This window comes from Microvirga sp. 2MCAF35, assembly GCF_052115545.1.
In the GTDB taxonomy this organism is placed as follows: domain Bacteria; phylum Pseudomonadota; class Alphaproteobacteria; order Rhizobiales; family Beijerinckiaceae; genus Microvirga.
Map to the genome: position 1 here is coordinate 75997 of NZ_JBFRGW010000013.1, position 25231 is coordinate 101227.

General features: G+C 64.9%; 17 protein-coding genes. 6 read left to right on the top strand and 11 right to left on the bottom strand.

All coding sequences use genetic code 11. From position 1 onward, the window contains the following. Nucleotides 1–72 precede the first annotated feature (72 nt). A complete protein-coding gene (locus AB4097_RS09175) occupies nt 73–3582 on the top strand; it encodes a NahK/ErcS family hybrid sensor histidine kinase/response regulator (protein WP_442038680.1) in 3510 nt (1169 codons plus the stop codon). Nucleotides 3583–3713: 131 nt separating this feature from the next. Here the strand turns inward: AB4097_RS09175 and AB4097_RS09180 are convergent, their stop codons facing one another. From AB4097_RS09180 to AB4097_RS09215, 8 genes are all read right to left on the bottom strand, one after another. Further along, nucleotides 3714–4424, bottom strand: a complete 711-nt coding sequence (locus tag AB4097_RS09180; RefSeq protein ID WP_442038682.1) for an aspartate/glutamate racemase family protein — start codon at nt 4422–4424, stop codon at nt 3714–3716. A gap of 7 nt (nt 4425–4431) precedes the next feature. After that, complete coding sequence (locus AB4097_RS09185; protein WP_442038684.1) at nt 4432–5055, bottom strand: 2-hydroxychromene-2-carboxylate isomerase; 624 nt, start codon at nt 5053–5055, stop codon at nt 4432–4434. A gap of 45 nt (nt 5056–5100) precedes the next feature. Next, nucleotides 5101–5649, bottom strand: coding sequence for a thioesterase family protein (locus AB4097_RS09190; protein WP_442038686.1), 549 nt, complete (start codon nt 5647–5649; stop codon nt 5101–5103). Further along, on the bottom strand, nt 5646–6155 hold the full coding sequence (locus tag AB4097_RS09195; RefSeq protein WP_442038688.1) for a DinB family protein: 510 nt from the start codon (nt 6153–6155) through the stop codon (nt 5646–5648). The genes AB4097_RS09190 and AB4097_RS09195 overlap by 4 nt, the downstream gene beginning before the upstream one ends. A 186-nt stretch (nt 6156–6341) precedes the next feature. Beyond that, a complete protein-coding gene (locus AB4097_RS09200) occupies nt 6342–8546 on the bottom strand; it encodes an FAD-dependent oxidoreductase (RefSeq protein ID WP_442038690.1) in 2205 nt (734 codons plus the stop codon). Nucleotides 8547–8669: 123 nt separating this feature from the next. Next, nucleotides 8670–9878, bottom strand: a complete 1209-nt coding sequence (locus AB4097_RS09205) for an acetyl-CoA C-acetyltransferase (protein WP_442038692.1) — start codon at nt 9876–9878, stop codon at nt 8670–8672. Between the two features lie 136 nt (nt 9879–10014). Then, on the bottom strand, nt 10015–11808 hold the full coding sequence (locus tag AB4097_RS09210) for an acyl-CoA dehydrogenase C-terminal domain-containing protein (protein ID WP_442038694.1): 1794 nt from the start codon (nt 11806–11808) through the stop codon (nt 10015–10017). 251 nt (nt 11809–12059) lie between these two features. After that, on the bottom strand, nt 12060–12470 hold the full coding sequence (locus tag AB4097_RS09215) for a MerR family transcriptional regulator (RefSeq protein ID WP_442038696.1): 411 nt from the start codon (nt 12468–12470) through the stop codon (nt 12060–12062). Between the two features lie 359 nt (nt 12471–12829). Here AB4097_RS09215 and AB4097_RS09220 point away from each other — a divergent pair, with 359 nt between their 5' ends. The 4 genes from AB4097_RS09220 (at nt 12830) to AB4097_RS09235 (ending at nt 18841) form a co-directional block, all read left to right on the top strand. After that, nucleotides 12830–16000 carry a hypothetical protein gene (locus AB4097_RS09220; RefSeq protein ID WP_442038698.1) on the top strand — a complete coding sequence of 1057 codons (3171 nt, stop codon included), beginning with the start codon at nt 12830–12832 and terminating at the stop codon, nt 15998–16000. A 102-nt stretch (nt 16001–16102) separates the two neighbouring features. Further along, a complete protein-coding gene (locus AB4097_RS09225) occupies nt 16103–17032 on the top strand; it encodes a sulfite exporter TauE/SafE family protein (RefSeq protein WP_442038700.1) in 930 nt (309 codons plus the stop codon). Further along, the gene (locus AB4097_RS09230; protein WP_442038702.1) at nt 17029–17790 is read left to right on the top strand and encodes a TIGR02186 family protein; all 762 of its coding nucleotides are present in this window, start codon (nt 17029–17031) and stop codon (nt 17788–17790) included. Before AB4097_RS09225 ends, AB4097_RS09230 begins: the two co-directional genes overlap by 4 nt. Before the next feature lie 73 nt (nt 17791–17863). Next, entirely contained in the window at nt 17864–18841 is a 978-nt protein-coding gene (locus tag AB4097_RS09235; protein ID WP_442038704.1) for a nitrilase family protein, read from the top strand. 297 nt (nt 18842–19138) lie between these two features. On the opposite strand, the gene pdeM is transcribed toward AB4097_RS09235, so the two are convergent. Then, nucleotides 19139–19840: a ligase-associated DNA damage response endonuclease PdeM gene (gene pdeM, locus AB4097_RS09240; protein WP_442038706.1), complete on the bottom strand. Its 702-nt coding sequence runs from the start codon at nt 19838–19840 to the stop codon at nt 19139–19141. Then, nucleotides 19837–22533, bottom strand: a complete 2697-nt coding sequence (locus tag AB4097_RS09245) for a ligase-associated DNA damage response DEXH box helicase (RefSeq protein ID WP_442038708.1) — start codon at nt 22531–22533, stop codon at nt 19837–19839. The genes pdeM and AB4097_RS09245 overlap by 4 nt, the downstream gene beginning before the upstream one ends. 182 nt (nt 22534–22715) lie before the next feature. Here AB4097_RS09245 and AB4097_RS09250 point away from each other — a divergent pair, with 182 nt between their 5' ends. Continuing rightward, complete coding sequence (locus tag AB4097_RS09250) at nt 22716–23534, top strand: SDR family oxidoreductase (protein WP_442038710.1); 819 nt, start codon at nt 22716–22718, stop codon at nt 23532–23534. Nucleotides 23535–23712: 178 nt separating this feature from the next. Here the strand turns inward: AB4097_RS09250 and AB4097_RS09255 are convergent, their stop codons facing one another. Next, nucleotides 23713–24642, bottom strand: a complete 930-nt coding sequence (locus AB4097_RS09255) for a methyltransferase domain-containing protein (RefSeq protein WP_442038712.1) — start codon at nt 24640–24642, stop codon at nt 23713–23715. Nucleotides 24643–25231 lie beyond the last annotated feature (589 nt).

Genomic DNA, 25231 nt, shown 5'->3' on the forward strand with positions numbered 1-25231 from the left:
CACCTCCCGTGGTGGCGTTCATATCCGTAAGTCGCTAAAGCTATCCCGTGTTTGCTTTCGAGGGTTGAGCCTATGGTCGCCACCTGGGCCGTCGTGCTGTCCGCGCTGGTTTATCTCTGCTTTCTGTTCACCGTGGCCCATTGGGGCGACAATGGCGGACGGCGCTTCATTCAGGGCCCTGCCCGCTCCACCATCGCGGCCCTTGCTCTCGCGGTCTATTGCACGTCCTGGACCTTCTTCGGATCGGTGGGACTTGCGAGCCATTCCGGGTTCGACTTCCTGGCGATCTATATCGGCCCGATCCTCGTGATCGGCCTGGGCTATCCGTTGGTCGCCCGCGTCGTGCGGGTGGCGAAGACGCAGAACATTTCCTCCATCGCCGATTTCGTCGCCGCCCGCTACGGCAAGAGCGAGCGGGTCGCGGCCCTCGTCAGCCTGATCGCGCTTGTGGGCTCCATTCCCTACATCGCCCTGCAGCTGAAAGCCGTCTCGTCTTCTCTCGACGTCTTCCTGACGGCCGCCAACGAGACCTACCTGATGAAGCCTCCCTTCATCGGAGACCTCGCTCTCGTGGTCGCCCTCGTGCTGGCGGGTTTCGCCGTCGCCTTCGGCACCCGCCACACGGATGCGACCGAGCACCAGAACGGCCTTCTTCTGGCGATCTCCCTGGAATCGGTGGTGAAGCTCGTCGCCTTCCTGGTGGTCGGCGGCTACATCACCTTCGTGATGTTCGATGGCTACGACGCCATCGTGCAGAAGCTCCATGCACAGGGCACCACTGCGGAGTTGATGAACCGGACCTCGGGGTTCGGCAGCTACATCACGCTCATCCTGCTCTCCAGCTGTGCGGCCCTTCTCCTGCCGCGCCAGTTCCATGTGACCGTGGTCGAGAACCACGACATCGCGGATCTGAAGCGTGCCGCCTGGCTGTTTCCGCTCTACCTGCTTCTCATCAACCTATTCGTGATCCCCATCGCCCTTGCGGGCCTTGCCTCATTTCCCGAAGGCGCGGTCGATCGCGACATGATCCTTCTCGCCCTGCCGCTCTCGGACAAGGCAGGAGTCATCGCGGTTCTCGCCTTCCTCGGCGGCTTCTCGGCGGCGACCGCCATGGTCATCGTCGACTCCGTCGCCGTGGCGGTGATGATCTCGAACCACCTCGTCATGCCGATCGTCCTGCGGCGGCGCGCCTTCGCGGGCATCGATCCCGGCAATTTCGTGATCGGCGTGAGGCGCATCTCCATCGTCCTCGTCATCCTCCTCGGCTATGCCTATTACCGGGCCTCCGGAGAGGCGGCGCTGGCCGCCATCGGGCTGTTGTCCTTCGCCGCCATCGCGCAGGTCGCACCGGCCTTTCTCGGCGGTCTCATCTGGTCCCGCGGCACGGCTCTCGGTGCCAGCATCGGGTTGATCGTCGGCTTTCTCACCTGGGCCTATACGCTTCTCCTTCCAAGTCTCGTCTGGGATGGCGTGTTCTGGTCCGACGTTGTCGTCACGGGTCCATTCGGCATCGCGGCTCTGAAGCCCACGTCGCTGTTCGGTGTCGACCTGCCGCAGCTCACCCACGGAGTCGTCTGGAGCCTGACGCTCAACATCCTCTGCTATATCGGCTTCTCGCTCTGGCGGCCGGTGACCGCGATGGAACAGATTCAGGCCAATGTCTTCCTGGGCGAGGCCGCCGCCTCCGCGACACCGAGCTTCCGTCTATTCCGCGCCAGCGTGACCGTTGGCGAACTGCGCGCCACCGTCGCGCGCTATCTCGGCGAGGAGCGCACGACCCGCTCCTTCGAAGGCTTCACCCACAGCCGCGGACAGAACCTGGAACCCCGCGCCGAAGCCGACGTCCATCTTCTGCGCTATGCGGAACACCTGTTGGCCTCCGCCATCGGCACGGCATCGTCCCGCCTCGCGCTGTCGCTGCTGTTGCGCCGTCGCACCGTGTCGACGGAAGCGGCCCTCAAGCTGCTCGACGACGCCTCCGCGGCCATCCAGCACAGTCGCGACCTTCTCCAGCATGCGCTCAACTACGCCAAGCAGGGCATCACCGTTCTCGACAGCGACCTGCGCCTGCTGGCCTGGAACCAGGCTTTCATCGATCTCTACGACATGCCGCCCAACTTCGTTCACGTGGGCATCAGCATGGAGCGCATCGTTCACTATAATGCCTCGCGCGGATCCTATGGGCCGGGCAGGATCGACGAGCTCGTCGAAGCCCGCCTGCACTCCTTCCGCCACGATGTGGAGCCGGTGCGGCTCAAGCTCTTTCCCTCCGGCAAGGTCATCGAGATCCGCTCGAACCTGCTGCCCGACGGCGGCCACGTGACCACCTACACCGACGTGACCGAAACCGTTCTGGCGGAAGAGGCGAGCCGCCGCGCGAACGAGACCCTGGAGCAGCGGGTCCGCGAGAGAACCGAAGAACTGACGCGGCTCAACGAAGCCTTGCGCGGCGCGAAGGCCGAGGCCGACGAGGCGAACATCTCGAAGACCCGCTTTCTCGCCGCCGCCTCGCACGACATTCTCCAGCCGCTCAACGCGGCGCGTCTGTACGCGGTCTCTCTCGTGGAGCGGGATCGCGAAGCCGGCGACGCGACGCTGGCCGAGAACATCGACGCGTCGCTCGATGCGGTCGAGGAGATCCTGACCGCCATCCTCGACATCTCGCGTCTCGATACGGGCGCCATGAAGCCGCAATGGTCGAGCTTCCGTATCGACGAGCTGTTCCGCCAGCTCCAGCGCGAGTTCGAACCGGTTGCCCGCAACAAGGGCCTGAAGCTCGCCTTCGTGCCCTCCTCGCTGACCGTTCGCTCCGACCGGCGTCTCATGCGGCGCCTGCTGCAGAACCTGATTTCCAACGCCATCAAGTACACGCCGTCGGGCCGGGTGATCGTCGGCGCGCGCCGGCGTGGCGGCCATCTCGTGCTGGAGGTGTGGGACACGGGCCTCGGCATTCCGGCCTCGAAGCAGCGCATCGTGTTCCGCGAGTTCCAGCGCCTCGATCAGGGCATGAAGGCCGCGCGGGGCTTGGGCCTCGGCCTCTCCATCGTCGAGCGCATCGGCCGCGTGCTCAAGCATCCGATCACGCTGAACTCGGACGTGGGACGCGGCTCCGTGTTCCGGGTCGAGGTGCCGGTGGTGGCGGCTCTTCCGGCCACGGCCGCCGCGCCGGAAGCGCCGAAGCCAGCCGCGACGGTGCTGTCGGGCCTGCGCGTGCTCGTGATCGACAACGAACCCGCCATCCTCGAAGGCATGCGCCTGCTTCTCTCGGGCTGGGGCTGTGACACCTGGACGGCATCCGATCTGGAGACCGCCCACCAGGCCCTGAGAACGCACAGGGCCCTGCCCGAAGTCATCATCGCCGATTATCACCTGGACGACACCGACGGCCTCGAACTGATCAAGGCCCTTCGCTGGAAGACGCAGGTCGATACGCCGGCCGTCCTCGTGACCGCCGACCGCACGCCCGCCGTGCGCGACGCGGCAGCCGCGATGAACATCCACGTGCTCAACAAGCCGCTGAAGCCTGCGGCGTTGCGAGCCCTGCTGACGCAGTGGCGCGCTACGAAGGTCGCGGCGGAGTAGGTCACCCCCCCGCATGTCATCACCGGCCTCGTTCCGGTGATCTCGATTGCTCAAAGCGCGGCGTCTCACAATATCTGGATGGCCGGCACAAGCCTGGCCATGACGTCGAAGGGTGTAAGGACGTTAAGGCGTCATTCCCGGCTGGAGCGCAGCGCTTCATCCACCGCCGCCACCGCGTGGAGCGTCGTGGTGTCGAACAGCGGGACGGCGCTGTCCTCTTCGGAAACCAGCAGCATGATCTCAGTGCAACCGAGAATGATGCCTTGCGCACCACGCTCGATCAACCGCGCGATGATTTCGCGATAGGCCTGCCGCGATTCCGGCCGGATGGTTCCGAGCACAAGCTCCTTGTAGATGATCTCGTGCCCGATCCGCCGGTCCGCCTCGTCCGGCACGATCACGTCGAGCTCATGGCGCTCAATCAGGCGGCCCTTGTAGAAATCCTGCTCCATGGTGAAGGCCGTGCCGAGGAGGCCGATGCGCTGCAAGCCCGCAGCCTTGATCCTGTCGGCCGTGGGATCCGCGATGTGGAGCAGCGGAATGCTCACGACCGACGGGATCGCTTCGGCGAGACGGTGCATGGTGTTGGTGCACAGGACGATGAAGTCCGCGCCACCGCGTTCCAGGCGCAGAGCGGCGTCCTTCATCGCCTGTGCGAGGCTGTCCCAATCTCCCTCGTGCTGCAGCCGCTTGATGTCTTCGAAGTCGACGGAATACATCAGGCATTGCGCCGAGTGCACGCCGCCGAGGCGCCGATTCATCTCCTGATTGATGATGCGATAATACTCGGCGGAGCTTTCCCAGCTCATGCCGCCGATAAGGCCGATGGTTGCATTTTTCATGGGACTGTCAGGGGTTCGGCATATAGGGCGCGCGTCCGGAGCTCAGCGCATCGTCGAGCAGTTCGAGCCGGTCCTGTCCCCAGAACACCTCGCCGTCGAGCACATAGGCCGGCGAACCGAAAACATCGCCCGCGACGGCGTTTTCGAGGTTGAGGGCATAGATCGCCTCCGTGGTGCTGCCGGTTACCACATCCATGAGAGCCGACGAGTCGAGCCCCGCCTGCTCCGCGAGTTCGGACAGGACCAGCGGATCGCTCAGGTCCCGCTCCTGCTCCCAAATGCCCGCGAAGGCCCGGCGCAGAAAGGCATCCGGGCTCCTGCCGGAGGCCGTGATCGCGATGACGAAGCGGTCGGCGAGGTTCACGTCGAAGGGCCAGTGCTTCGGATTGATGTTGAAGGTCAAGCCGCGCTTCTCGCGCCAGCGCTGCAGTTCCACGATCCGGTAGCGTTGTCGCGCCGGATGACGCTGGGCGAGCGGCAGGCCCCCGGTTTCCGAGAAGACCCGGCCGAGAAAGACGGGTTTGAAATTGACTTCGACCCCGTGCTTCTGCGCGACCTCCATGAAGGGCGCGTGGCCGATATAGGCCCAGGGACTCACGAGGGAGAAGTAGTAATCGATGGTACGGGGCATGGGTTCGGTTCGCCGGTAGCTGAAACGGTGCCCCACCTTGGACCATCAGGCGGCGCTCTTCAACGCCTCTTCGGCCATGAGGAAAGCTTGGACCTCCGCCGACGCGGCAGGCGCCTTCTCCTGGATGCCGACCTCTTCGAGCAGGCGGCTCATCGACACGAAGCTCCTCTCCTGGCGGTCATAGATCCCGGCCCGGACAAGGGCGATAGCGTTGAGGATGCGGCTGCCGTCCCGGGCTGTCGAGACCAGCCGGTGCTCCATCACCACATGGCTGTCGGACCAGGTGAGGATGCGCGTCTCGAGGGTGAAGGGGCGGAAGGGCCTGAGCTCTCGCCGGAACCGGATCTGCCCCGCCCCCACCACCGGCACCCAGCCATGCCTGAGGATGGGCCGCCACAGGCCGGAGCGAATCATGATGTCGGAACGGCCGAGATCCATGAGCGTCCAGTAGCGCCCGTTGTTCATGTGAAGCGAGGTGTCGAGGTCGTGCGGCCAGACTCGGTACGTCAGGCGCGACACGTCTCGCACCGGATCGAGCCTCGGCCGAAAGAGCGAAGCGATGATCAGGTGAAGGACGCGCAGCCACAGATTCATGCCAGGCCCATTCCGGTCTGGCGCTGGAACAGGATCAGGTCGAGGGAAGGCGCATCGAGGCCGAAGCCCGTCAGCAGGCCATGCACCTGCCCGCGATGGTGCGTCTGATGATTGAAGAGATGAGCCAGGGCCGGTGCGAGCGGCTGCTCGATCTCCGCCGGGTTTGTGATCGTCTTGTAGCGGATGCGATCTGCGAGATCGGCCTCGGACAGGCTGCCGATGTAGGCGACGATCCGTTCGTCCTCCTTCCGCCGCGCGTTCCGAAGGTCATCGAAGTTCTCGAACAGGATCGCATCGAGCCGGTTCGGCGCCTCGCCCTGTCCGGTGAAGCGCTTCAGCCAGATCCGGTCCGTGACGAGGAGATGGTTCAGCGTGCCGTGGACCGATTTGAAGAACGCCCCGCGATCCGCGCGGTAATCCGCGTCGGAGAGCTGCGCGGCGACGTCATAGATGCGCTCGTTGCACCATGCATTGTAGCCCGCCATCATGGCAAAGTGCGGTTTCATGGAATGGCTCCTAACGTTCTGCCCGATCTTACGTCATGTGGCGTGAAAGAACATTGGCCAAGCTTCCACTTCTCTCTCTTTCACGTCATGGCCGGCCTTGTGCCGGCCATCTCGATCGGAAATGCTCGGCGCCTCTCAAATCGGGATCACCGGCACAAGGCCGGTGATGACGAGGAGCATTGACTTTCAAGCCGCCTTCTTCGCTCCGGTGCGGCCGTAGAACGTGTCGCCGGAGGCTGCCATGTCGAGCAGGGTCTTCGGCGGTGCGAACCGGTCGCCGTGCTTGGCCTGCAGCCTCCGGCACAGTTCCACGAAGGCCTTCGCGCCCATGAAGTCGATGTAGGAGAGCGCACCTCCCGTATAGGGTGCGAAGCCGAAGCCCAGGATGGAGCCTACATCCGCCTCGCGCGGATCGGTGATCACGCCCTCCTCGAAGGTGCGCGCAGCCTCCAGGGCCTGCGTGACGAGCAGGCGCTGCTTCAGCTCCTGCATGTCGACCAGTTCAGCCTCCACGTGCTTCGCCTGAAGGTCTTTCAGGCCCGGCCAGAGGCGCTTCTGCCCGCCTTCCGGATAGTCGTAGAAGCCTTTACGGTTCTTGCGGCCGAGGCGACCTTCCTTCTCCACCAGCGTGGTGAGCAGCTCTTCCTGCTGTGGAATGATCGACCCCTCGCCCAGCTGCGCCTTCGTGGCGCGCAGGATCTTGAGGCCAAGGTCGACGCCGACCTCGTCGTTGAGCGAGAGCGGACCGACCGGCATGCCCGCCTGCTTGCCCGCCTGCTCGATCATGGCCGCCGGCAGCCCCTCGGTGAACATGAGGTGGCCTTCGAGAATGTAGGCGAGCACGCAGCGATTGGCGAAGAAGCCGCGGGAATCGTTGACGACGATCGGCGTCTTCTTGATCAGGCGTACATAATCGAGCGCGGTGGCGAGCGCCTTGTCGCCCGTCTCCTTGCCCATGATGATCTCGACCAGCATCATCTTCTCGACGGGTGAGAAGAAATGGATGCCGATGAACTGGCCGGGCCTTTTCGATTGCCTGGCGAGACCCGAGATCGGCAGGGTCGACGTGTTGGACGCGAAGATGCAATCCGGCCGGATCGCCGCCTCCACCTTCTCGATCACCTCGGCCTTGACCTTGGGATCCTCGAACACCGCCTCGATGACGAGATCGCAATCGGCAAGAGCGCTGTAATCGGCGGAAGGCGTGATGCGGGACAGCAGCGCATCGCGATCGGCCGTCTTGGCGCGGCCCTTCATGATCTGGTCCGACATGAGCTTGTGCGAATGCGCCTTGCCCTTTTCGGCGGCTTCCGTGTCGCGATCGATGAGCACAACATCGAGGCCCGCATTGGCCGTGACATAGGCCACGCTCGCGCCCATGAAGCCCGCGCCGACGATTCCGACCTTCTTTAAGCTGGTCGGCGGCACATCCTTGGGGCGGCGGGCACCCTTGTTGAGATCCTGCATGGAGATGAAGAGCGTGCGGATCATCGCGGCTGCTTCCTTCGAGCGCAGGATCTTGGCGAACCAGCGCGATTCCACCTTGAGCGCCAGATCCATCGGCAGCTGAAGGCCCTGATAGACGGATTCGAGGATCGCGCGGATCGCCGGGTAATTGTCCTGCGTCTCCCGACGGTAGATGGCGTTCGCCGGCGGCCAGATCTGCATGCCGGCGGCGGAATAGACCTTGTTGGAGGGTAGCTTGTAACCCTTCTGGTCCCAGGGTGCGACGGCGGAGCCGCCTTGCTTGATCCAATCCTTCGCCGCCCGCACGATCTCATCGCGCGGCGCGACCGCATGAACGAGGCCCATGTTGCGTGCCATGAGCGGACGGAGCTGCTCGCCCTTGAGCAGCATCTGCAGGGCATCGCCCGTCTGCATGAGACGCGCCACGCGCTGCGTGCCGCCGGCCCCCGGAAAGAGCCCGACCTTCACCTCGGGCAGACCGACGCGGGTGGCGTCCGCGTCAGAGAGAACCCGGAAATGGCAGGCGAGCGCCAGCTCGAAAGCCCCGCCGAGACACACGCCATGAATGGCTGCGGCGAACGGCTTGCCGCTCGTTTCGAGGCGGCGGTAGAGCAGCGAGAGTTTGCGCGATTCCTCGAAGAAGAACTGCATTGCGGTCTCTTCGCCCTTCTCCTTCGCAAGACGCCCATATTCGGCGCCGAGCCCCTGGAGCATGGTGAGGTCGGCTCCACCGGAGAAGGCCTCCTTGCCGGAGGTGATGACGCAGCCCTTGATGGCCTCGTCGCCGGCGACCGTCTCGATGATCCGTTCCAGCTCGCCCATCACCTCGGGCGTGATCACGTTCATGGAGCGGCCGGGCATGTCCCAGGTCGCAAGCGCGACACCGTCAGCATCGACCTCGAAGCGGAAATTGGTGAAGTTCATCTCGTCCTCCCCAGAGGGTTCTCGTCATCCCGGACGAAGCGTAGCGAAGATCCGGGATCGTGATCCGATTTCTTGTCCTACGATCCCGGGTTCCGCTTCGCGGCCCCGGGATAACGCCTTGGGCTAAACCCGCTCGATGATCGCAGCCGTGCCCATACCTGCGGCGACGCACAGCGTGATCAGAGCCGTCTGCTTGTTCGTGCGCTCGAGCTCATCGAGCACCGTGCCCAGGATCATGGCACCGGTGGCGCCAAGCGGATGGCCCATGGCGATGGCACCACCATTGACGTTGACCTTCGCCGGGTCGAGATCCAGGGCCTGCATGTAGCGCAGCACCACGGACGAGAAGGCTTCATTGATTTCGAAGAGATCGATGTCGTCCTTTGTCATGCCGGCCTTGCGCAAAGCCAGTTCCGACACGTCGATGGGGCCGGTGAGCATGAGCGCGAGGTCGGAGCCGATGGAGGCGAAACCCTTGAGGCGCGCGCGGGGCTTCAGGCCCATCTTCGCGCCGCCCTCCTGCGAGCCCACGAGCACGGCCGCGGCGCCATCCACAATGCCCGACGAATTGCCGGCGTGATGCACATGGTTGACGGTTTCAACGTCCGGATGAGCCGCGATGGCGACCGCGTCGAAACCGCCCATCTCGCCCATCTGCACGAAGGCGGCTTTCAACTGGCCGAGCGACTGCATGTCGGTCTGCGGCCGCATGTGCTCGTCCTTGGCCAGGATCGTGATGCCGTTGACGTCCTTCACCGGCACGACGGATTTGGCGAAGCGTCCCTCGTCCCAAGCTTTCGCGGCGCGCTTCTGCGACTCGACCGCATAGGCGTCCACGTCGTCGCGCGAGAAGCCATACTTCGTCGCGATCAGATCCGCCGAGATGCCCTGCGGAAGAAAATATGTGGGAATGGCGAGGCCCGGATCGACCGGCCATGCGCCGCCCGACGCGCCCATGCCGATGCGGCTCATGGATTCGACGCCGCCGCCGATGGCGATGTCCTTCATGCCCGACATGACCTGCGCGGCGGCGAAATTCACCGCGTCGAGGCCCGAGGCACAGAAGCGGTTGATCTGGACGCCTGGCACTTCCTTGCCGAAGCCCGCCTTCAATGCGGCCGCGCGCGCGATGTCGCCGCCTGCCTCGCCGACAGGATCGACGCAGCCGAGCACCACGTCCTCCACCAGCATCGGATCGAGATCGTTGCGCTTGCGGATGGCGTCGAGCGTCGTCACGGCGAGATCGACCGCCGGAACCTCGTGCAATGAGCCATCCGGCTTGCCGCGCCCGCGTGGCGTGCGAACGGCGTCGTAGATAAAGGCATCAGCCATGGCGGCCTCCCAAAGTTATTGTGCGTCATCCCGGGCAAGCGAAGCGCGACCCGGGATCGTCTTCAGAATTCAGCGTTTCATTCATCATGCGATCCCGGCTCTTCGCTTCGCTCCGGCCGGGATGACACTTGTTCGGTCAGAAGGCTTCCATCGGCAGCGCCATGGTCGTGTCCGAACCGGCGGAAATGCGCGCGAGGCGCATCCCGGTCTCGGGCATCAGGCGTTCCATGAAGAAGCGGCCCGTGAGCAGCTTCGCATCCATCTTGGCGGCGACGCCATTGCCTTGCGCCTTCCTGGCCTGCGCGGCCTTGGCCATCCTGGCCCACATGTATCCCAGGGCCACGAGGCCGAAGAGGTGCATGTAGTCGGTGGCGCCGGCACCTGCATTATCGGGCTTCGCCATGGCGTTCTGCATGAACCACATGGTTGCCTGCTGCAGATGGCCGAGGCCCTGCTGCAGGGGGGCGATGTAAGTCTTCAGGCTCTCGTCGCCGGCATTCTCCTGGCAGAAGGCTCCGACCTCGTTGAAGAAGGCCATGACGGCCCGTCCGCCATCCTTGCCGAGCTTGCGGCCGACGAGATCCATGGCCTGGATGCCGTTGGCGCCCTCGTAGATCATGGCGATGCGGGCATCGCGCACGAACTGCGACATACCCCATTCCTCGATATAGCCGTGGCCGCCGAACATCTGCTGCGCCTTGACCGCATTGTCGAAGCCGAGATCGGTGAGCACGCCTTTCACCACGGGCGTCATCAGGCCCATGTAGTCCTCGGCGGTCTGGCGCTGCGCATCGTCCGACGAGCGATGCGCGATGTCGCTGTTGAGGCCCGTCCAGACGACGAGCGCCCGCGCCGCCTCGTTGAAGGCCTTGATCGAGAGAAGCGTGCGGCGCACGTCCGGGTGCACGATGATCGGATCGGCCGGTTTGTCGGGGAACTTCGCACCCGTGAGCGAGCGGCCCTGCAGACGATCCTTGGCGTAGGCTACGGCGTTCTGATAAGCGACCTCCGACTGCGACAGACCCTGGACGCCGACCGCGAGCCGCGCCTCGTTCATCATCACGAACATCGCATTGAGGCCGCGATTCGCGTCGCCGACGAGCCAGCCTTTCGCGCCATCGTAGTTCATCACGCAGGTGGCGTTGCCGTGGATGCCCATCTTGTGCTCGATGGAGCCGCAGGAAACGCCGTTGCGATCGCCGAGCGAGCCGTCCTCGTTGACGAGGAACTTCGGCACCACGAACAGCGAGATTCCCTTGGTGCCGGCCGGTGCCCCTTCGATGCGGGCGAGCACCAGATGGACGATGTTCTCCGCCATGTCGTGCTCGCCGGCGGAGATGAAGATCTTGGTGCCGGAGATGGCATACGAGCCGTCGCCGTTCGGAACCGCCTTGGTCTTGAGCAGGCCCAGATCCGTGCCGCAATGGGGCTCGGTGAGGTTCATGGTGCCGGTCCAGGCCCCTTGCACCATCTTCGGCAGATAGGTCTTCTTCTGCTCCTCGGTCCCATGCACAAGGAGCGCCGCGATGGCTCCTTGCGTCAGGCCCGGATACATGCCGAGCGCCAGGTTCGCCGAGGAGATGAATTCCTGCATGATGGTGTTGAGGACGGAGGGGAGCCCCTGCCCGCCATATTCCTCCGGCACCGACAACCCCATCCAGCCCCCGGACGCATAGGCTTCATAGGCCGCCTTGAAACCCTTCGGGGTCGTCACCGATCCGTCCGGGTTGCGGGTGCAACCCTCCTGATCGCCGGACTGGTTCAGGGGCCCGAACTCCTCCTCGCACAGCTTGGCGCCCTCAGAGAGGATGGCCTCCACCATGTCGGGCGTCGCATCGGCGAAACCGGGCAGGTTGTTGTACCGCTCAATCGGGAACACGTCGTTCAAAAGGAACATGACGTCTTCGACGGGGGCCTTGTAGACCGGCATTCGGACTCTCCCAGATCGGACGCCGGTGCAGAATATCCAAAAGGATCCGCACCGGCCGAAGATATAGTTCACATATAAACTATACGGCCGTTTTGGAAAGAGGTAGGGTGGGAAATCTTTGGTGGAAGCGCCGAAGGTGGCTTTCCGCCAAGCTCACTCCGGACAACCAGCAACGCCCACCCGGCAGCAGGTATGTCACCTGCTCTCGAATGGACGCCCTGAAAGACTAAACCTGAGGAAGGCGCCGCTGTTCAGGCGGCCGCTGCGAGACCGGCGCGACGCGCCTGGAGTTCGGCGAGCGCTTCTTCGATCTCTTTCTTCTGCTGCTCGAGATGCTGAATCTGGCTCTCGACCTGATCGAGAGAGAGCTGGAGGTTCATGGCGGCCCCGCTGCCCGACCGCTCTTCGGCTACCATGGCGCGGATCTCGGTGAGGGTGAAGCCGAGCTGCTTGCCCTTGAGGATGACGGAGAGACGCTCGCGGTCCCGGGCATCGTAGATGCGGGCCGTTCCGTCCCGGCGCGGGGACAGAAGGCCGCGATCTTCATAGAAGCGCAGGGTCCGCAGCGTCACTCCGAACTCACGCGCGAGATCGCCGATCGTATAGAATTTTGCACCGTCTCCGGTCTCGCCGGCAGTCGGAGTGCCTATAAACTGATTCATGGAATGCCCCATTCTTGATATTGTCAGAGAATCCGTGCGACGCACCTATCCCTTCGTAACGAAATAATAATACACTTATTTGTTATCTTGCAAGAGTATTGCGTCGGTCGTGTTCCGCAGAGGCAAAGAGCGGACCTCGCCGCAGATGACGTAACGTTATTTGACTAAGCCCTGATACCGTCGCCGCTAACTCCCTCGCCTTAACGAGTTTTTTACTACGACGGACAAAAGTTGCGACGTCAGGCAAAGGGTTTGGGAGTGGCGTGATTCGCCTCTTTCCGGCCCGGGCCTGTCAGGCGAGCACCGGTACGGGGCCGTGCCAGCCGGATCAGTTCACGCGTAGCCCCGCGAGCCGCATCATGAGACGATCCGTCTTCTCGAGACCTGACGACCTGGACCTCAATGCCCGCGAGCTAATCGTCGCTGCGGCCAGACGGGCCGGCATGAGCCTCGAGGAATGGACCGCCTCCGTGCTCGAACAGGCACAGGGCAAGCCGGCATTCCCCCAACGGAAGGCCGGGAGCGACCTCGACAGCGTAATCCCCCGGGTATCTCCTTCGCCTCGCTCCCAACCCGGACCGGATTACGAAGCCCTGATGGCGGCCGTGGCCCAGGAGAGGGAGCGCCAGGCCAAGGACCAGGCCGCGCAGACGGCGATTGCGCTCGAATCCATGGCCAACTGGATCGAGCAGGCCGAAATCCGCTTGAACGAGGCTACCCGGAGCTCTGCCGACCAGCAGGACCGTATCGCCGCCGTGCTGTCCGACGCCCTATCCTCCCTGAAGAACCGCATCGACTCGGTCGAACGGCAGGTGACCTCGGAGCGGGCCGCTCCTCCACGTATCGAATTTCCCATGGAGGCCGCGCTCAAGGCGCTCGCTCCCGTTTCGGAGACGCTGACCGGCCTGCGGGCGGACATGTCCCGCCTCGCCTCGCATCTCGAACAGCCCCAGCCGATCTGGGACTCAGCCGTCGAAGTCATCCGGACCGAGATCGACGGGTTGCGCACCGGCATTGAAAGTTTAGCGACCCACGACGAGATCGCGGCTCTCGATGCGGCCCTCGGCTCCATCAGCAAGGAGCTGGAACAGGGACCGACGACGAAGGATCTGCGCACCCTCGCCAACTCGATCACCGTTCTCTACGAACAGGTCCAGTCCCTGTCGGAGGAGGTGAGCGAAGGCCTGCTCCGGCGCATCGGCCGCGAGATCGACCATATCAAGGGAAAGATCGATGCATTGGCCGCCACGGGCATCGACCGCTCCGTCGTCGACTTCCTCAGCGGCCAGATCGTCGACATGCGCCAGGATCTGGCGCATCGGGCCGAACCGCAGCTGATCGCCCGGCTCTCCGACGAGATCGGGACGATCAGCCGCCAGGTTTCTGAGCTTCGCCTCCATCAGGTGAACAGGAGCGATTTTACCGCGCTGAAGACGTCCCTGGACGATGTCTGTTCGGCCCTCTACGTCACCGCCACCGCGCAGGAGACGAGCAAGGTTCCCGAGCAGTTGGAGACCTTGAGCCGGCGTATCGACGCCCTCGTCCGCCGCCCGGACCCCGTCTCGACCGATCTCGCGCCGATCAGCGAGCAGCTCGCGCTGCTGACCGAGCGGATGGCGAACCTATCGGAGGGCCGCGTCGGCGCCGCAGATACGCTGACCGGGACGATCGAGCGGCTGTCCTCGCGGATCGAAGCCGTTGCCGAACGGGATAACTCCTCCCACGAGCCTCTGATGCGCCGCTTCGACCGCATCGAGCAGGAACTGCGTGAACTCGGCCGGCAGACCGACGCCGCCGACATGGCGCAGATGCTTCGCACCATCGGCGAAAAGCTCGAGCGGACGCCGCCTCACCCTGCGGGTCTCGATTCCCTCGAGCGGCAGATCAGAACCCTGTCCGAGCGCTTCGAGCAGATGCCCGGCGAGGCTCTGCACGCGGCCCTGACAGAGGCCACGGGCCATCTCAAAGATCTTCGGGAAGAGGCGGTCGGCATTGCCGAACGCGCCGCCCGAACCGTGCTGAACGACATTCGCCCCTCCCTGCCGGAGACGGGCGATTTCGATGCGATCAAGCATGGCTTCGTCGAGCTGAAGGCGCTGCACAGCCGCTCCGACAGGAAGACCCAGGAAACCCTGCGCGCCGTTCACGACGCCCTGGAATCGCTCGTCTCCCGTCTGCCGAACGAGAGCACGGTCTCCATCACCGGCAAAACGGCGTCCGCCCCGGCTGCCGAACCCTTGCCGCCGGCGGATCGCCTGGAAGCCGCCGTGCGCAGGCTCCATGCCGCCACTCTCACCCAGATCGAAGAGACCGCCCCACCGAGCCTCGACATCGCGCCTCGGGAATCGTCCATGGCGCAGGCTCCGGACGTGGCCCATGAACCCGATTTCGGGAACGTGCGCGCCAACTTCATCGCCGCGGCGAGACGCGCCGTCCAGAACACGGCCCCGGAACAGCCGCCGTCCATCCCGGCCCCTTCGTCCTGGGAGGCGGAACTCGCCGATGCGGAAGAGCCGGAATCCGACGAGCCCCTGTCTCCTCCGTCGTCCTTCTTCGAGCGTCTGCGCCGGACCCTCGACAGCCGCCGCCGTCCGCTCCTCTTCGGACTCGCCTTCCTGATCCTGGCCGCCGGCACCTACCAGATTCTGTCTGTCACCCAGAATCTGCAGGACATCTCGCTGACGCCGGCGAGCGTGCAGGAGACGGCGCAACCCGTGCCGGAAAAGCGCGCCGACGAGGCCGGCAAAACCTCTCCGGCCGACGAAGCGAATCTCTTCCAGTCGTCCAGCCTCGCCACGGGATCCATTCCCGCGAGTCCCCTGCCGGCCGGGCAATTTCTCGTCGATCCCGCGACCATCGACGGCATTCCGGTCGATACGCCGGCATCGCTGCAGCACGCGGCTCTGTCCGGCGATGCGGCGGCGCTCTACGAGATCGCGTCCCGGGCCGCGGAAGGACGCGGCATGGTCCAGGACATGAGAACTGCCGCCCGTCTCTTCGAGCGTGTTTCCCAGGCGGGCTTGCCTCCGGCCCAGGAGCGGCTCGCCATGATGCATGAGAAGGGAGAGGGCGTTCCGCTCGATCTCAAGCAGGCGGCCTTCTGGTACGAGCGCGCGGCCCTGGGCGGCAACATCCGCGCCATGCACAACCTCGCCACCGTTCTCGCCTCGGGCAAGAACGGCAAGCCGGATTACGCCGCCGCCCTTCGCTGGTACGCGGAGGCTGCGGAATACGGCCTGCGGGACAGCCAGTACAATCTGGGCATCCTGCTCGCCCGCGGCATCGGGGCAAAGCCGGATCGCTCGAAGGCCTACCAATGGTTCTCCATCGCGGCGGACCAGGGCGACCCGGAAGCCGCGCAGAAGCGCGAAGAGATCGCCGTGCTCCTGAGCCAGGCCGAGATCAAGGCCGCCAAGGCGGCCCTCGAACTCTGGCGCCCGAGGGCCGCCGACCCTGTCGCGAACAAGCCGCCGGTCGTCGCCCCGGGCCAGGCCGCCGCTCTGGATCGAACCGCGGGCAACCGGAGTTGACGCAAGCGGGCTTTGTCATCTTCCATTCAGAACAAGAGCATTACATCGCCTGCATGATGCTGTAACAACGACATGGCTGCACCGGCCAGTGGGGGAACCGGGGTGCAAATCTATTTGCCGATCGCCGAGATGCCTGTGAGCGTTCTTCTCATCCTGGGGATGGGTGCGGCGGTAGGCTTCATTTCAGGTCTTTTCGGGATCGGCGGCGGCTTCCTGATGACGCCGCTCCTGATCTTCCTCGGCATTCCCCCGGCGGTCGCGGTGGCGACCCAATCGGCGCAGATCGTCGCCTCCTCCACCACGAGCGTGCTCGGCGCGCTGCGCCGCAATGCCCTCGACCACAAGCTCGGCGCCATCCTGGTCGCGGGAGGATTCGTCGGCTCGGTCCTGGGCGTGTGGTTCTTCGCGGCGGCGCGGCGGGCCGGCCAGCTCGATCTCGTCATCGTCGTTTCCTACGTGACGCTGTTCACCATCGTGGGCAGCCTGATGCTCAAGGAGAGCATCAGGGAATTCTGGAGCCGCCGGAAGGGCGGCGCGGTGCGCCCGCGGCGTAGGGCCGGCGAGCATGCGCCCTATCTCGGCTGGCCCCTGCGCATGCGCTTCTACCGGTCCAAGCTCTATGTGAGCATCATCCCGATCGTCGGGCTGTCGCTGTTCATCGGCTTTGCCGGTGCGCTGCTGGGCATCGGCGGCGGCTTCATCGTGGTGCCTGCCCTGCTCTACATCTTCCGGGTGCCGACCAACGTGGTCGTGGGCACGTCCCAGTTCCAGATCGTCTGCACCACCCTCGTGGCTCTCATCCTCCATGCGGTCACGAACCAGGCCGTCGACATGGTCCTGGCGATCCTGCTCATCGTCGGCGGCGTGTTCGGCGCGCAGTTCGGCGCGCGCATGGGCCGCCACCTGCGGGCGGAGCTGTTCCGCTTCCTGCTGGCCATCCTGCTGCTGGCGGTCGGCCTGCGCTTCGGCCTGGAACTCGTGATGAAGCCGGAGGAGCCGTTCTCCATCACGGTGCAGGAGGTGCGCACGTGAGGCTCGCCGGCGCCCTCCTGATCCTTCTCGGCACGATGGTCTGCGCCCACGCGGAAACCCTGATCACCTCGCTGTCGAACCACCGGGTCCTGATCAACTCGAACTATACGGGCACGCAGATCGCCGTGTTCGGTGCCATCGAGCGGGACGCGCAGACGATTGCCAGGGCGACGGGCTACGACATCGTCGTGACCGTTCGCGGCCCACGCCAGTTCCTCACCGTTCGCGAGAAGGAGCGGCTCGGACCCGTCTGGATCAATCAGGATCAGCAGAAGTTTCCGACCGCTCCGTCCTACCTGAACGTCCTCAGCTCCCAGCCCATCGCGGAGATCACGAGCGATCAGCTGCGCCAGCGCCAGAAGATCGGTCTGAGCGCCGTCATCAATTCCGGTGATTTCACCCTCGCGCGCAGCGGCGCGGATCAGCCGTTCCGGGATGCGCTGTACCGGCTTAAATCCGAGGAAGGCCTCTATCTGGAAGACGGGCGCGGCGTCACGTTCCTGACGCCAGAGATCTTCCGCGCCGCCATTGCGCTGCCGGCAACGGCCCCGCCGGGCAATTACGACGTCGACGTGACGCTCTTTGCCGACACCGTGATCCTGGCCCGCACGCAGACTCATTTCGAGCTCGTCAAGACCGGCTTCGAGGAACAGGTCGGCGTCATCGCCCGCGACTGGTCCCTGGCCTACGGCCTGACGACGGCCGTGATCGCGCTCTTCTTCGGCTGGCTCGCCAGCACGATCTTCCGGCGGGATTGAAAGCCGCGCATCCCCCTTTACGCCGCAGGACAGGCAGGCAATCCTGCCGACGGCAAGAACGAGGGGGTGCACCATGATGCTCCGGTGCGGAACGGTTCAGTTCCATCACAAGGCGGACGACAAGAGCTACAACATGTCGGTGGTGGAGCGCTTCGCCTGGGAAGCCGCCGAGGCGCAGGTCAAGATCCTGGCCTTTCCGGAGATGTGCCTCACCGGGTACTGGCACGTTCGCAACCTGGGACGCGAGAGGCTGGAGCAGCTTGCGGAGCCCGTGCCGTCGGGTCCTTCCACGCAAGCCATCCTCGAACTCTCGAAGCACCACGACATGGCCATCGGCGTCGGACTGATCGAGCGCGGAGACGACGGGCGCCTGTTCAACACCTACGTGGTCTGCCTGCCCGACGGACAGGTTCACCGCCACCGCAAGCTCCATGCCTTCGAGAGCGACGACATCGCCAGCGGCGACAGCTACACGGTCTTCGACACTCCCTTCGGCGTGAAGGTCGGCGTTCTCATCTGCTGGGACAACAACCTCGTGGAGAACGCCCGCGCCACCGCCCTTCTGGGCGCCGACATCGTCATGGCGCCGCATCAGACCGGCGGCTGCCATTCGCGCAGCCCCCAGGCCATGGGCCTCATCGACCCTGCCCTATGGGACAACCGCCATCGCGATCCTGAGGCGATCGAAGCCGAGTTCCGCGGGCCGAAAGGGCGCGAATGGCTGCTGCGGTGGCTGCCCGCCCGCGCCCACGACAACGGCTATTTCCTGCTCTTTTCCAATGGGGTCGGCGAGGATGACGGCGAGGTGCGCACCGGCAACGCCATGATCATCGACTGCTACGGCCGCATCATCGACGAGACCTGGAAGGCGCAGGACGCCCTCGTGGTGGCCGATCTCGACCTCGGTCTCTTGCCGCTCGCCACAGGCCGGCGCTGGATCAGAGGTCGGCGGCCGGAGCTTTACGGCCTTCTCACTCAAGCACAGGGCCACGAGCTCGCACCACGGCAGGCGCGGTTCTCCGAGGCGCCCGTGGTGAAGACGGCGGAATAACTCCTGTCATTCAGGAAGGACGTCAACGGATAGCGCAGGTCTGTGGGTTAAGTATCAGCTCCCTCACGTCATCACCGGCCTTGTGCCGGTGATCGTGATGAATTGAGGCTCTACGGTGTCATTCCCGGCCAGAGCATCAGCGGAGGGGAAGGGAATCCATAGCTCCGGGCGTGTCAGTGGATCCCCTTCCCGGCCTGCGGCCGCCGGGGATGACAGGTGGGGTGCTGCGGCGCTTTCCCTCATCAAGATGGCCGGGACAAGCCCGGCCATGACAGCAAAAGACGACAACTGCTCAGCTCAATCCCGGCAGAGCATCGCCCGGGCGATGGCGAAGATGCGCTCGGTGCCGATGAGATGCGCGGTGAAGCCCTGTGGGAAGAGCGGCTTGAAGGCGGTATCGCAGGCGTTCAGCCCGCCCGCATAGGCGCCGAGCGCCGGCATGACGCAGCGCTTGCCGTCGGTCAGAAAGCAGCGCCGACGGGTGGCGCGGCCGCGCATCACCACTTTGCCGACCGGATGCAGGTGGCCGGCGATTTCCGCCTGCTCTCCCGAGGCCGGCTCATGGCGGAGAGTCAGGGATCCGAGCGCCATCTCCTCGACCACCTGCCCGCCGATGCTGTCGGGCAGGATGCGGTCGTGATTGCCCGTGACCCAGATCCACGCGCGCCCCTTCTGCACGTCGCCGAGCGTCGTGCGTTCCTCAGTCCCGAGCCGGTCCGGCCCGCCGATGTCGTGGAAGCTGTCGCCGAGCGCAATCACGGTCTTCGGGTCGAAGCGGAACACCGCGTCGGAGAGCGCGACCAGCGTCTCGCGGGTGTCGTAGGGCGGCAGCATCATGCCGCGCCGGGCGAACGACGAACCCTTCTCGAAATGGAGATCGGCCACGAGCAGCGTATCCTGGTCCGGCAGATACATCGCCCCCGTCAGGTCGAGGAGCGCCGGCTGCCCGGAAAGCTCGATCTCGTGCGTTGTCTGTTTGTTCTTAAGCAATGCCGTCACGCCAAAGCCTCGTCGAGAAGCGCCGCTTCCGCCTCGGCCAGAATTTCGTCCGCATTGTCGCTATAGACGCGCTCGCGGCCGATCTCCAGCATGACGGACACGCTCAAGGGAGAAACCCGGTCGAGCGGCTTGTGGATGATTCGCCCCCGGATGCGCTCTAACATCATGCCGAGGCGTCTCACGTCGAGGAGTCCCGTTGCCGCATCCGCCCGCGCGGCGCGCAGCAGCACGTGATCGGGCTCGTGCTTGCGCAGCACGTCGTAGACGAGATCGGTCGAGATGGTGACCTGCCGGCCGGTCTTCTTCTCGCCCGGAAAGCGGCGCTCGATGAGCCCGGCGATCACGGCGCATTGGCGGAAGGTGCGCTTCATGAGGGCCGACTCGGCGAGCCAATCCTCCAGGTCGTCGCCGAGCATGTCCTCCGAAAAGAGATCGTCCAGGAAGGTCGGGTCGCGCCCGGCGCGGGCCGCGATGTCGCCCGAGGCATAGATCGCGATGCCGTAATCGTTGGCCACGAATCCGAGCGGCTTGAGCTTCGCCCGTTCCAGGCGGCGGGTCAGAAGCATGCCGAGGGTCTGGTGAGCGAGCCGTCCCTCGAAGGGAAAGCAGGTCATGTAGAAGCGGTTGCCGCGCGGAAAGGTCTCGACCAGCAGGTCGCGCGGCCCGGGCACGATGGAACGGCGGCGCTGCTGCAGGAGCCATTCCGTCATCTGTTGCGGCAGGCGGTCCCATTCGAACGGATCGGCCAGGATCGCCCGCACGCGCGCGGCGAGAAAGGTCGAGAGTGGAAACTTGCCGCCCTCGTAGGACGGGATCATCGGATCGGTGCCGGAGCCGGCCCGCGTCACGAGCACCTCGTCCTCGGATATGCCCTCGAAGCGCAGCACCTCGCCGGCGAACAGGAACGTATCGCCCGGTGTGAGCGTCTCGGCGAAGTACTCCTCGATCTCGCCGAGAATTCGCCCGCGCGGCAGCACCGTCCCCGGACGCGAGCGCGTGCTCTTGCCGAGCCGCACCTTGATCATGCTGGATTCGACGATGGTGCCGACATTCAGCCGGTATTGCTGCGCGACCTTCGCATCGCGCACGCGCCACAGATCATCCTTGCCCTTCACGATCTTGGCGAAGCGTTCGTATGCACGAAGGGCGTAACCTCCTGTCGCGACGAAGGCCACGCAGGCCTCGAAATCCTCCCAGGTCAAACCCGCATACGGCGCGGCGGACCGCACCTCCTCGTAGAGTTCATCAAGCTTGAACGGCTCGGCGCAGGCCATGCCGAGGATGTGCTGGCAGAGCACGTCGAGCGCGCCGATGCGCGCATCCGGCGTATCCTGCGCCGCTTCGTGCACGGCATCGAGCGCCGCGCGGCATTCGAGAATCTCGAAGCGGTTCGCCGGCACCAGATAGGCTTCCGACGGCTCGTCCATGCGATGGTTCGAGCGGCCGATGCGCTGCATGATGCGCGACGCCCCCTTCGGCGCGCCCACATTCACCACCAGGTCCACATCGCCCCAGTCGATGCCGAGATCGAGAGTCGCGGTGCACACGACGGCTTTCAATTTCCCCGCCGCCATCGCCTCTTCCACGCGGCGGCGCTGCGACACGTCGAGCGAGCCATGGTGGAGTGCGATGGCGAGGTTGTCGTCGTTGAGCTTCCAGAGTTCCTGGAACGTGTATTCCGCCTGCAGGCGCGTGTTGACGAAGACGAGCGTGGTCTTGTGCGCGCGGATCAGGTCGTAGATGGCCGGCATCGACAGCGAGGCCGTGTGGCCGGCAAGCGGCAGGCGCTCGTCGAGTTCGAGCATGCGGATATCAGGCTGCGCGCCGCCCTGGACCACGACGAGGTCGGCGAGCGCTTCTTCACCCTCCCCTCGGATCTCGGGTATTCCCGAGATCCGCCCTTGTTTTCCAAAGTCGGAAACATCCGACTTTGGTGGGGGAGGGTCGGAGCGCGTGAGCGCTCCGGGGTGGGGTGGCAGCTCCAACGCCAATGAGGTCGCGCCTCCCACCCCCTCCCACACCTGCGGTGCGACCTCCCCCCTCAAGGGGGAGGTGGAGCGCTGCGCCACCAGATACCTTCTCAGATCGTCCGGCTCGCGCACCGTCGCCGACAGGCCCACGGTGGTCGCCTCCGGGGCGATGGCCATGAGCCTTGCCAAGCCCAGCGACAGCAGGTCGCCGCGCTTCGAGGTGACGAGGGAATGCAGCTCGTCCAGCACCACGCGACGCAGGCCCTTGAAGAACTCCCGCGCCTCCGCATGGGCGAGCAGGAGCGCCAGTTGCTCCGGCGTGGTCAGCAGGATGTCCGGCGGTCGCTCGATCTGCCGCGCCCGCTTGTGGGAGGGCGTATCGCCCGTCCGCGTCTCGATGCGGATGGGCAGCCCCATCTCCTCCACGGGGTTTTCGAGATTGCGGGCGATGTCGGTGGCGAGGGCCTTGAGCGGCGAGATGTAGAGGGTGTGCAGCCCCCGCCTGTCCTTGGCCGTGCCCCGGCCCGGTCCCCTCTCGGCCAGTTCCACCAGGCTCGGCAGGAACCCCGCGAGCGTCTTGCCCGCCCCGGTGGGCGCTACGAGCAGAACGGAACGCCCCTGCCGGGCCTTGGCGAGAAGGTCGAGCTGGTGCTCGCGCGGCGCCCAGCCTCGGCTCTTGAACCAGTTACGGAAGATTTTCGGGAGAAGGGAGGCTTGCGACATGGATCCTGAACATAAGGTGCGCCGGGCCTTTCGCCAGAGACTTCCCGAGTTTAAGAAATAAACTTACATTGATTGGCGAGCCAGACCTTGGTGTGAACGCCTCTCAATGACAGCTTGCCAACTCCCGTCGGATCATTTCAGCTTGGACGACGCCAACAACGAGAATGAAAAGGCAAAACGCCATGTCGGACGACTTCCAATTTCAGAACGCCGTCGCCGTCGTCACGGGAGGTACGCAGGGGCTCGGTGAGGCCATCGCCCGCACCTTCGCCGAACGTGGCGCCAAGGGGCTCGTGATCTGCGGCCGCAACGCCGAGCGCGGGCACGCCGTTGCGCGCGAAATTTCAGGGCAAGGGTGCCATACGGAATTCGTGCAGGCCGATCTCGAGAGCGTCGACGAGGCGCGTCAGGTCACGGCACGGGCGGACAGCGTCTTCGGGCGCGTCGACGCGCTGGTGAACGCGGCCGGCATCACCGACCGCGGCACGATCTTCGACACCAGCCCCGAGCTGTTCGACCGCATGTTCGCGGTCAATGTGCGCGCACCTTTCTTCCTGATGCAGGAGGCCGCCAAGATTATGCGGCGCGAGAAGATCGAAGGCGCGATGGTCAACATCCTGTCCATGTCGGCCCATGGCGGCCAGCCCTTCATCACCGCCTATAGCGGCTCGAAGGGCGCGCTCGCCACCCTCACCAAGAACGCCGCCTTCAGCCTCATGCCCTGGCGCATCCGCGTGAACGCCTTGAACATCGGCTGGATGAACACGCCGGGCGAGGACCGGATCATTCGGCTTTATCACGGCGCCCAGGACGGATGGCTGGAGAAAGCCATGAAGGAGCAGCCCTTCGGGCGCCTGCTGGAACCGAAGGAAGTAGCGCGCGCCGTGGCGTTCCTGTGCAGTTCGGAATCCGGCATGATGACCGGCTCGGTGATCGATTTCGACCAGTCGGTGATGGGCTGCTACGAGAGCGCGCCGCATCCCTCGACGCCGGCGCAGTAGACCTCTTTCACGCACGACGTCATTCCGAGAGGCCTGCCCGAACAACTCACACCTCATCCTGAGGAGGTCGCGCAGCGACCGTCTCGAAGGAGGTTCCAGAGAACGCTGGATCATCCTTCGAGATGCCGCTTTCAGCGGCTCCTCAGGATGAGGACAGAGGGTATGGCATGGTTAATCTTCAGCGCTGCAGCACCACCAGAAACCCGGGCACCGGCACGCCGCGATCCTCCCGGGTCGAGACGGGCTCGAAGACGACGGGTGTGAACCCTAGGCTGTCCGCGAGCCGGTGAAGGTAAGGCTCGCCGTGAGCGTATCGGGCATCGTCGCCGAGAATATAGCCATCGCCTTCATGGGCCTGAACGGTGAAGGCGAAGAGGCCCTTGGGGTTCAACACCCGATGCGCCTCCCGGAAAACCGCATCGAGCGCCGCCATGTAGACGAGCACGTCGGCCGCCACGACGAGATCGGCTTCGCCCGTCCCGCGCCCGCTCAGGAAAGCAACGAGTTCGCCTTCGTGCAAGGCATCGTAGAGCTCCGTCCTCTCGGCCTTCTCCAGCATGCGCGGCGAGAGATCGACGCCCTCGATGGCGGCGCAGAACCCGGCGAGTTCCTGCGCCATCAGGCCGGTGCCGCAGCCGAGATCGAGGATTTGCCCGAACCGGTGCTCCCGGATTTGCTTGGAACAGGCCCGGCGCAGCGCGTCGGCGATCAGTTCCGGGCCGCGATAAGCGAGGCTTTTGGTCAGGTGCTGGTCGAACTTCGGTGCGTAATCGTCGAACAGCGCCCGCACATAGCCGTCGGTGATCGCCTCGTCGGGCGCAAGCGCCCCGAGCCTGGCGAGATCAAGCCGCACGCCCAGCGCGTCCTTGGGCTCCAAGGAGAGAGCCTGACGCAGGGCTGCCACCGCTTCCTCCCGCCCTCCGAGTTCGGCGAGCGAGCGCCCCAGCATGGCATGGGCGGCCACAAAGTTCGGTGCGAGTTCGAGCACCTGCCGGGCGAGATCGGCCGCGGCCTCGAAGTCGCGCTCTTCGAAGGCCGCGCGAGCATATTCGTAACGGCGGTCGGCGTGATAGTCGCCGGAGGTTCGAACGGTCGATGGTGAGGACATGGTGTTTGGATGCGGGAGAGCGGAAGGGCTGTCAATGGCGCGTCATCGCCGGTGCAAAAGAAGGCGATGCCGGATCGCGGGATGGTCTCTCGCACATGTCTCTCCCGTGAGTATTTCCCGTCATGGTGGGCCCGTGACAGCCATCTCGATACGGTAAACGCACGGCGTCTCTCCCTCTCCCGGTTGGGAGAGGGGATGAACACCCGCACCGTCATGGCCGGGCTTGTCTCGCCCCCACGTCTTTCTTGCCGATCTCCACCCTCATCCTGAGGAGCAGCGCAGCTGCGTCTCGAAGGATCGTCCAGAGCGCACGGGAGGCGCCCTCGTGCCCGGACATCGTGCCCAGACATCGTCCGGGATCTCGAGACGGATTGCTGAGGCAATCCCCTCAGGATGAGAGCTTGGGGCGCGGGAATTGAGCGCTCCGTTTCTATCCTCTGCCACGTCATGGCCGGGCTTGTATTGATGGATTTGGCTTAGAGTGCTTGTCCGGAGGGGCTGTGAGGCTCCTCCGGACGGACAGGAGGCCGCTTTTTCGGGCAGGCTGTTGGAAGCCGAGGTCAAGCGCGGCCCTGTTTGTTCTTCCCCA

Excerpts from the sequence above, each read along its gene's own strand:
- AB4097_RS09175 (WP_442038680.1), top strand. The coding sequence starts at position 73 with ATGGTCGCCACCTGGGCCGTCGTGCTGTCCGCGCTGGTTTATCTCTGC.
- AB4097_RS09195 (WP_442038688.1), bottom strand. The coding sequence starts at position 6,155 with ATGAAACCGCACTTTGCCATGATGGCGGGCTACAATGCATGGTGCAAC.
- AB4097_RS09215 (WP_442038696.1), bottom strand. The coding sequence starts at position 12,470 with ATGAATCAGTTTATAGGCACTCCGACTGCCGGCGAGACCGGAGACGGT.
- AB4097_RS09220 (WP_442038698.1), top strand. The coding sequence starts at position 12,830 with ATGAGACGATCCGTCTTCTCGAGACCTGACGACCTGGACCTCAATGCC.
- AB4097_RS09200 (WP_442038690.1), bottom strand. The coding sequence starts at position 8,546 with ATGAACTTCACCAATTTCCGCTTCGAGGTCGATGCTGACGGTGTCGCG.
- AB4097_RS09255 (WP_442038712.1), bottom strand. The coding sequence starts at position 24,642 with ATGTCCTCACCATCGACCGTTCGAACCTCCGGCGACTATCACGCCGAC.
- AB4097_RS09250 (WP_442038710.1), top strand. The coding sequence starts at position 22,716 with ATGTCGGACGACTTCCAATTTCAGAACGCCGTCGCCGTCGTCACGGGA.
- AB4097_RS09185 (WP_442038684.1), bottom strand. The coding sequence starts at position 5,055 with ATGCCCCGTACCATCGATTACTACTTCTCCCTCGTGAGTCCCTGGGCC.
- AB4097_RS09205 (WP_442038692.1), bottom strand. The coding sequence starts at position 9,878 with ATGGCTGATGCCTTTATCTACGACGCCGTTCGCACGCCACGCGGGCGC.
- AB4097_RS09235 (WP_442038704.1), top strand. The coding sequence starts at position 17,864 with ATGATGCTCCGGTGCGGAACGGTTCAGTTCCATCACAAGGCGGACGAC.
- AB4097_RS09180 (WP_442038682.1), bottom strand. The coding sequence starts at position 4,424 with ATGAAAAATGCAACCATCGGCCTTATCGGCGGCATGAGCTGGGAAAGC.
- AB4097_RS09190 (WP_442038686.1), bottom strand. The coding sequence starts at position 5,649 with ATGAATCTGTGGCTGCGCGTCCTTCACCTGATCATCGCTTCGCTCTTT.
- AB4097_RS09210 (WP_442038694.1), bottom strand. The coding sequence starts at position 11,808 with ATGCCGGTCTACAAGGCCCCCGTCGAAGACGTCATGTTCCTTTTGAAC.
- AB4097_RS09245 (WP_442038708.1), bottom strand. The coding sequence starts at position 22,533 with ATGTCGCAAGCCTCCCTTCTCCCGAAAATCTTCCGTAACTGGTTCAAG.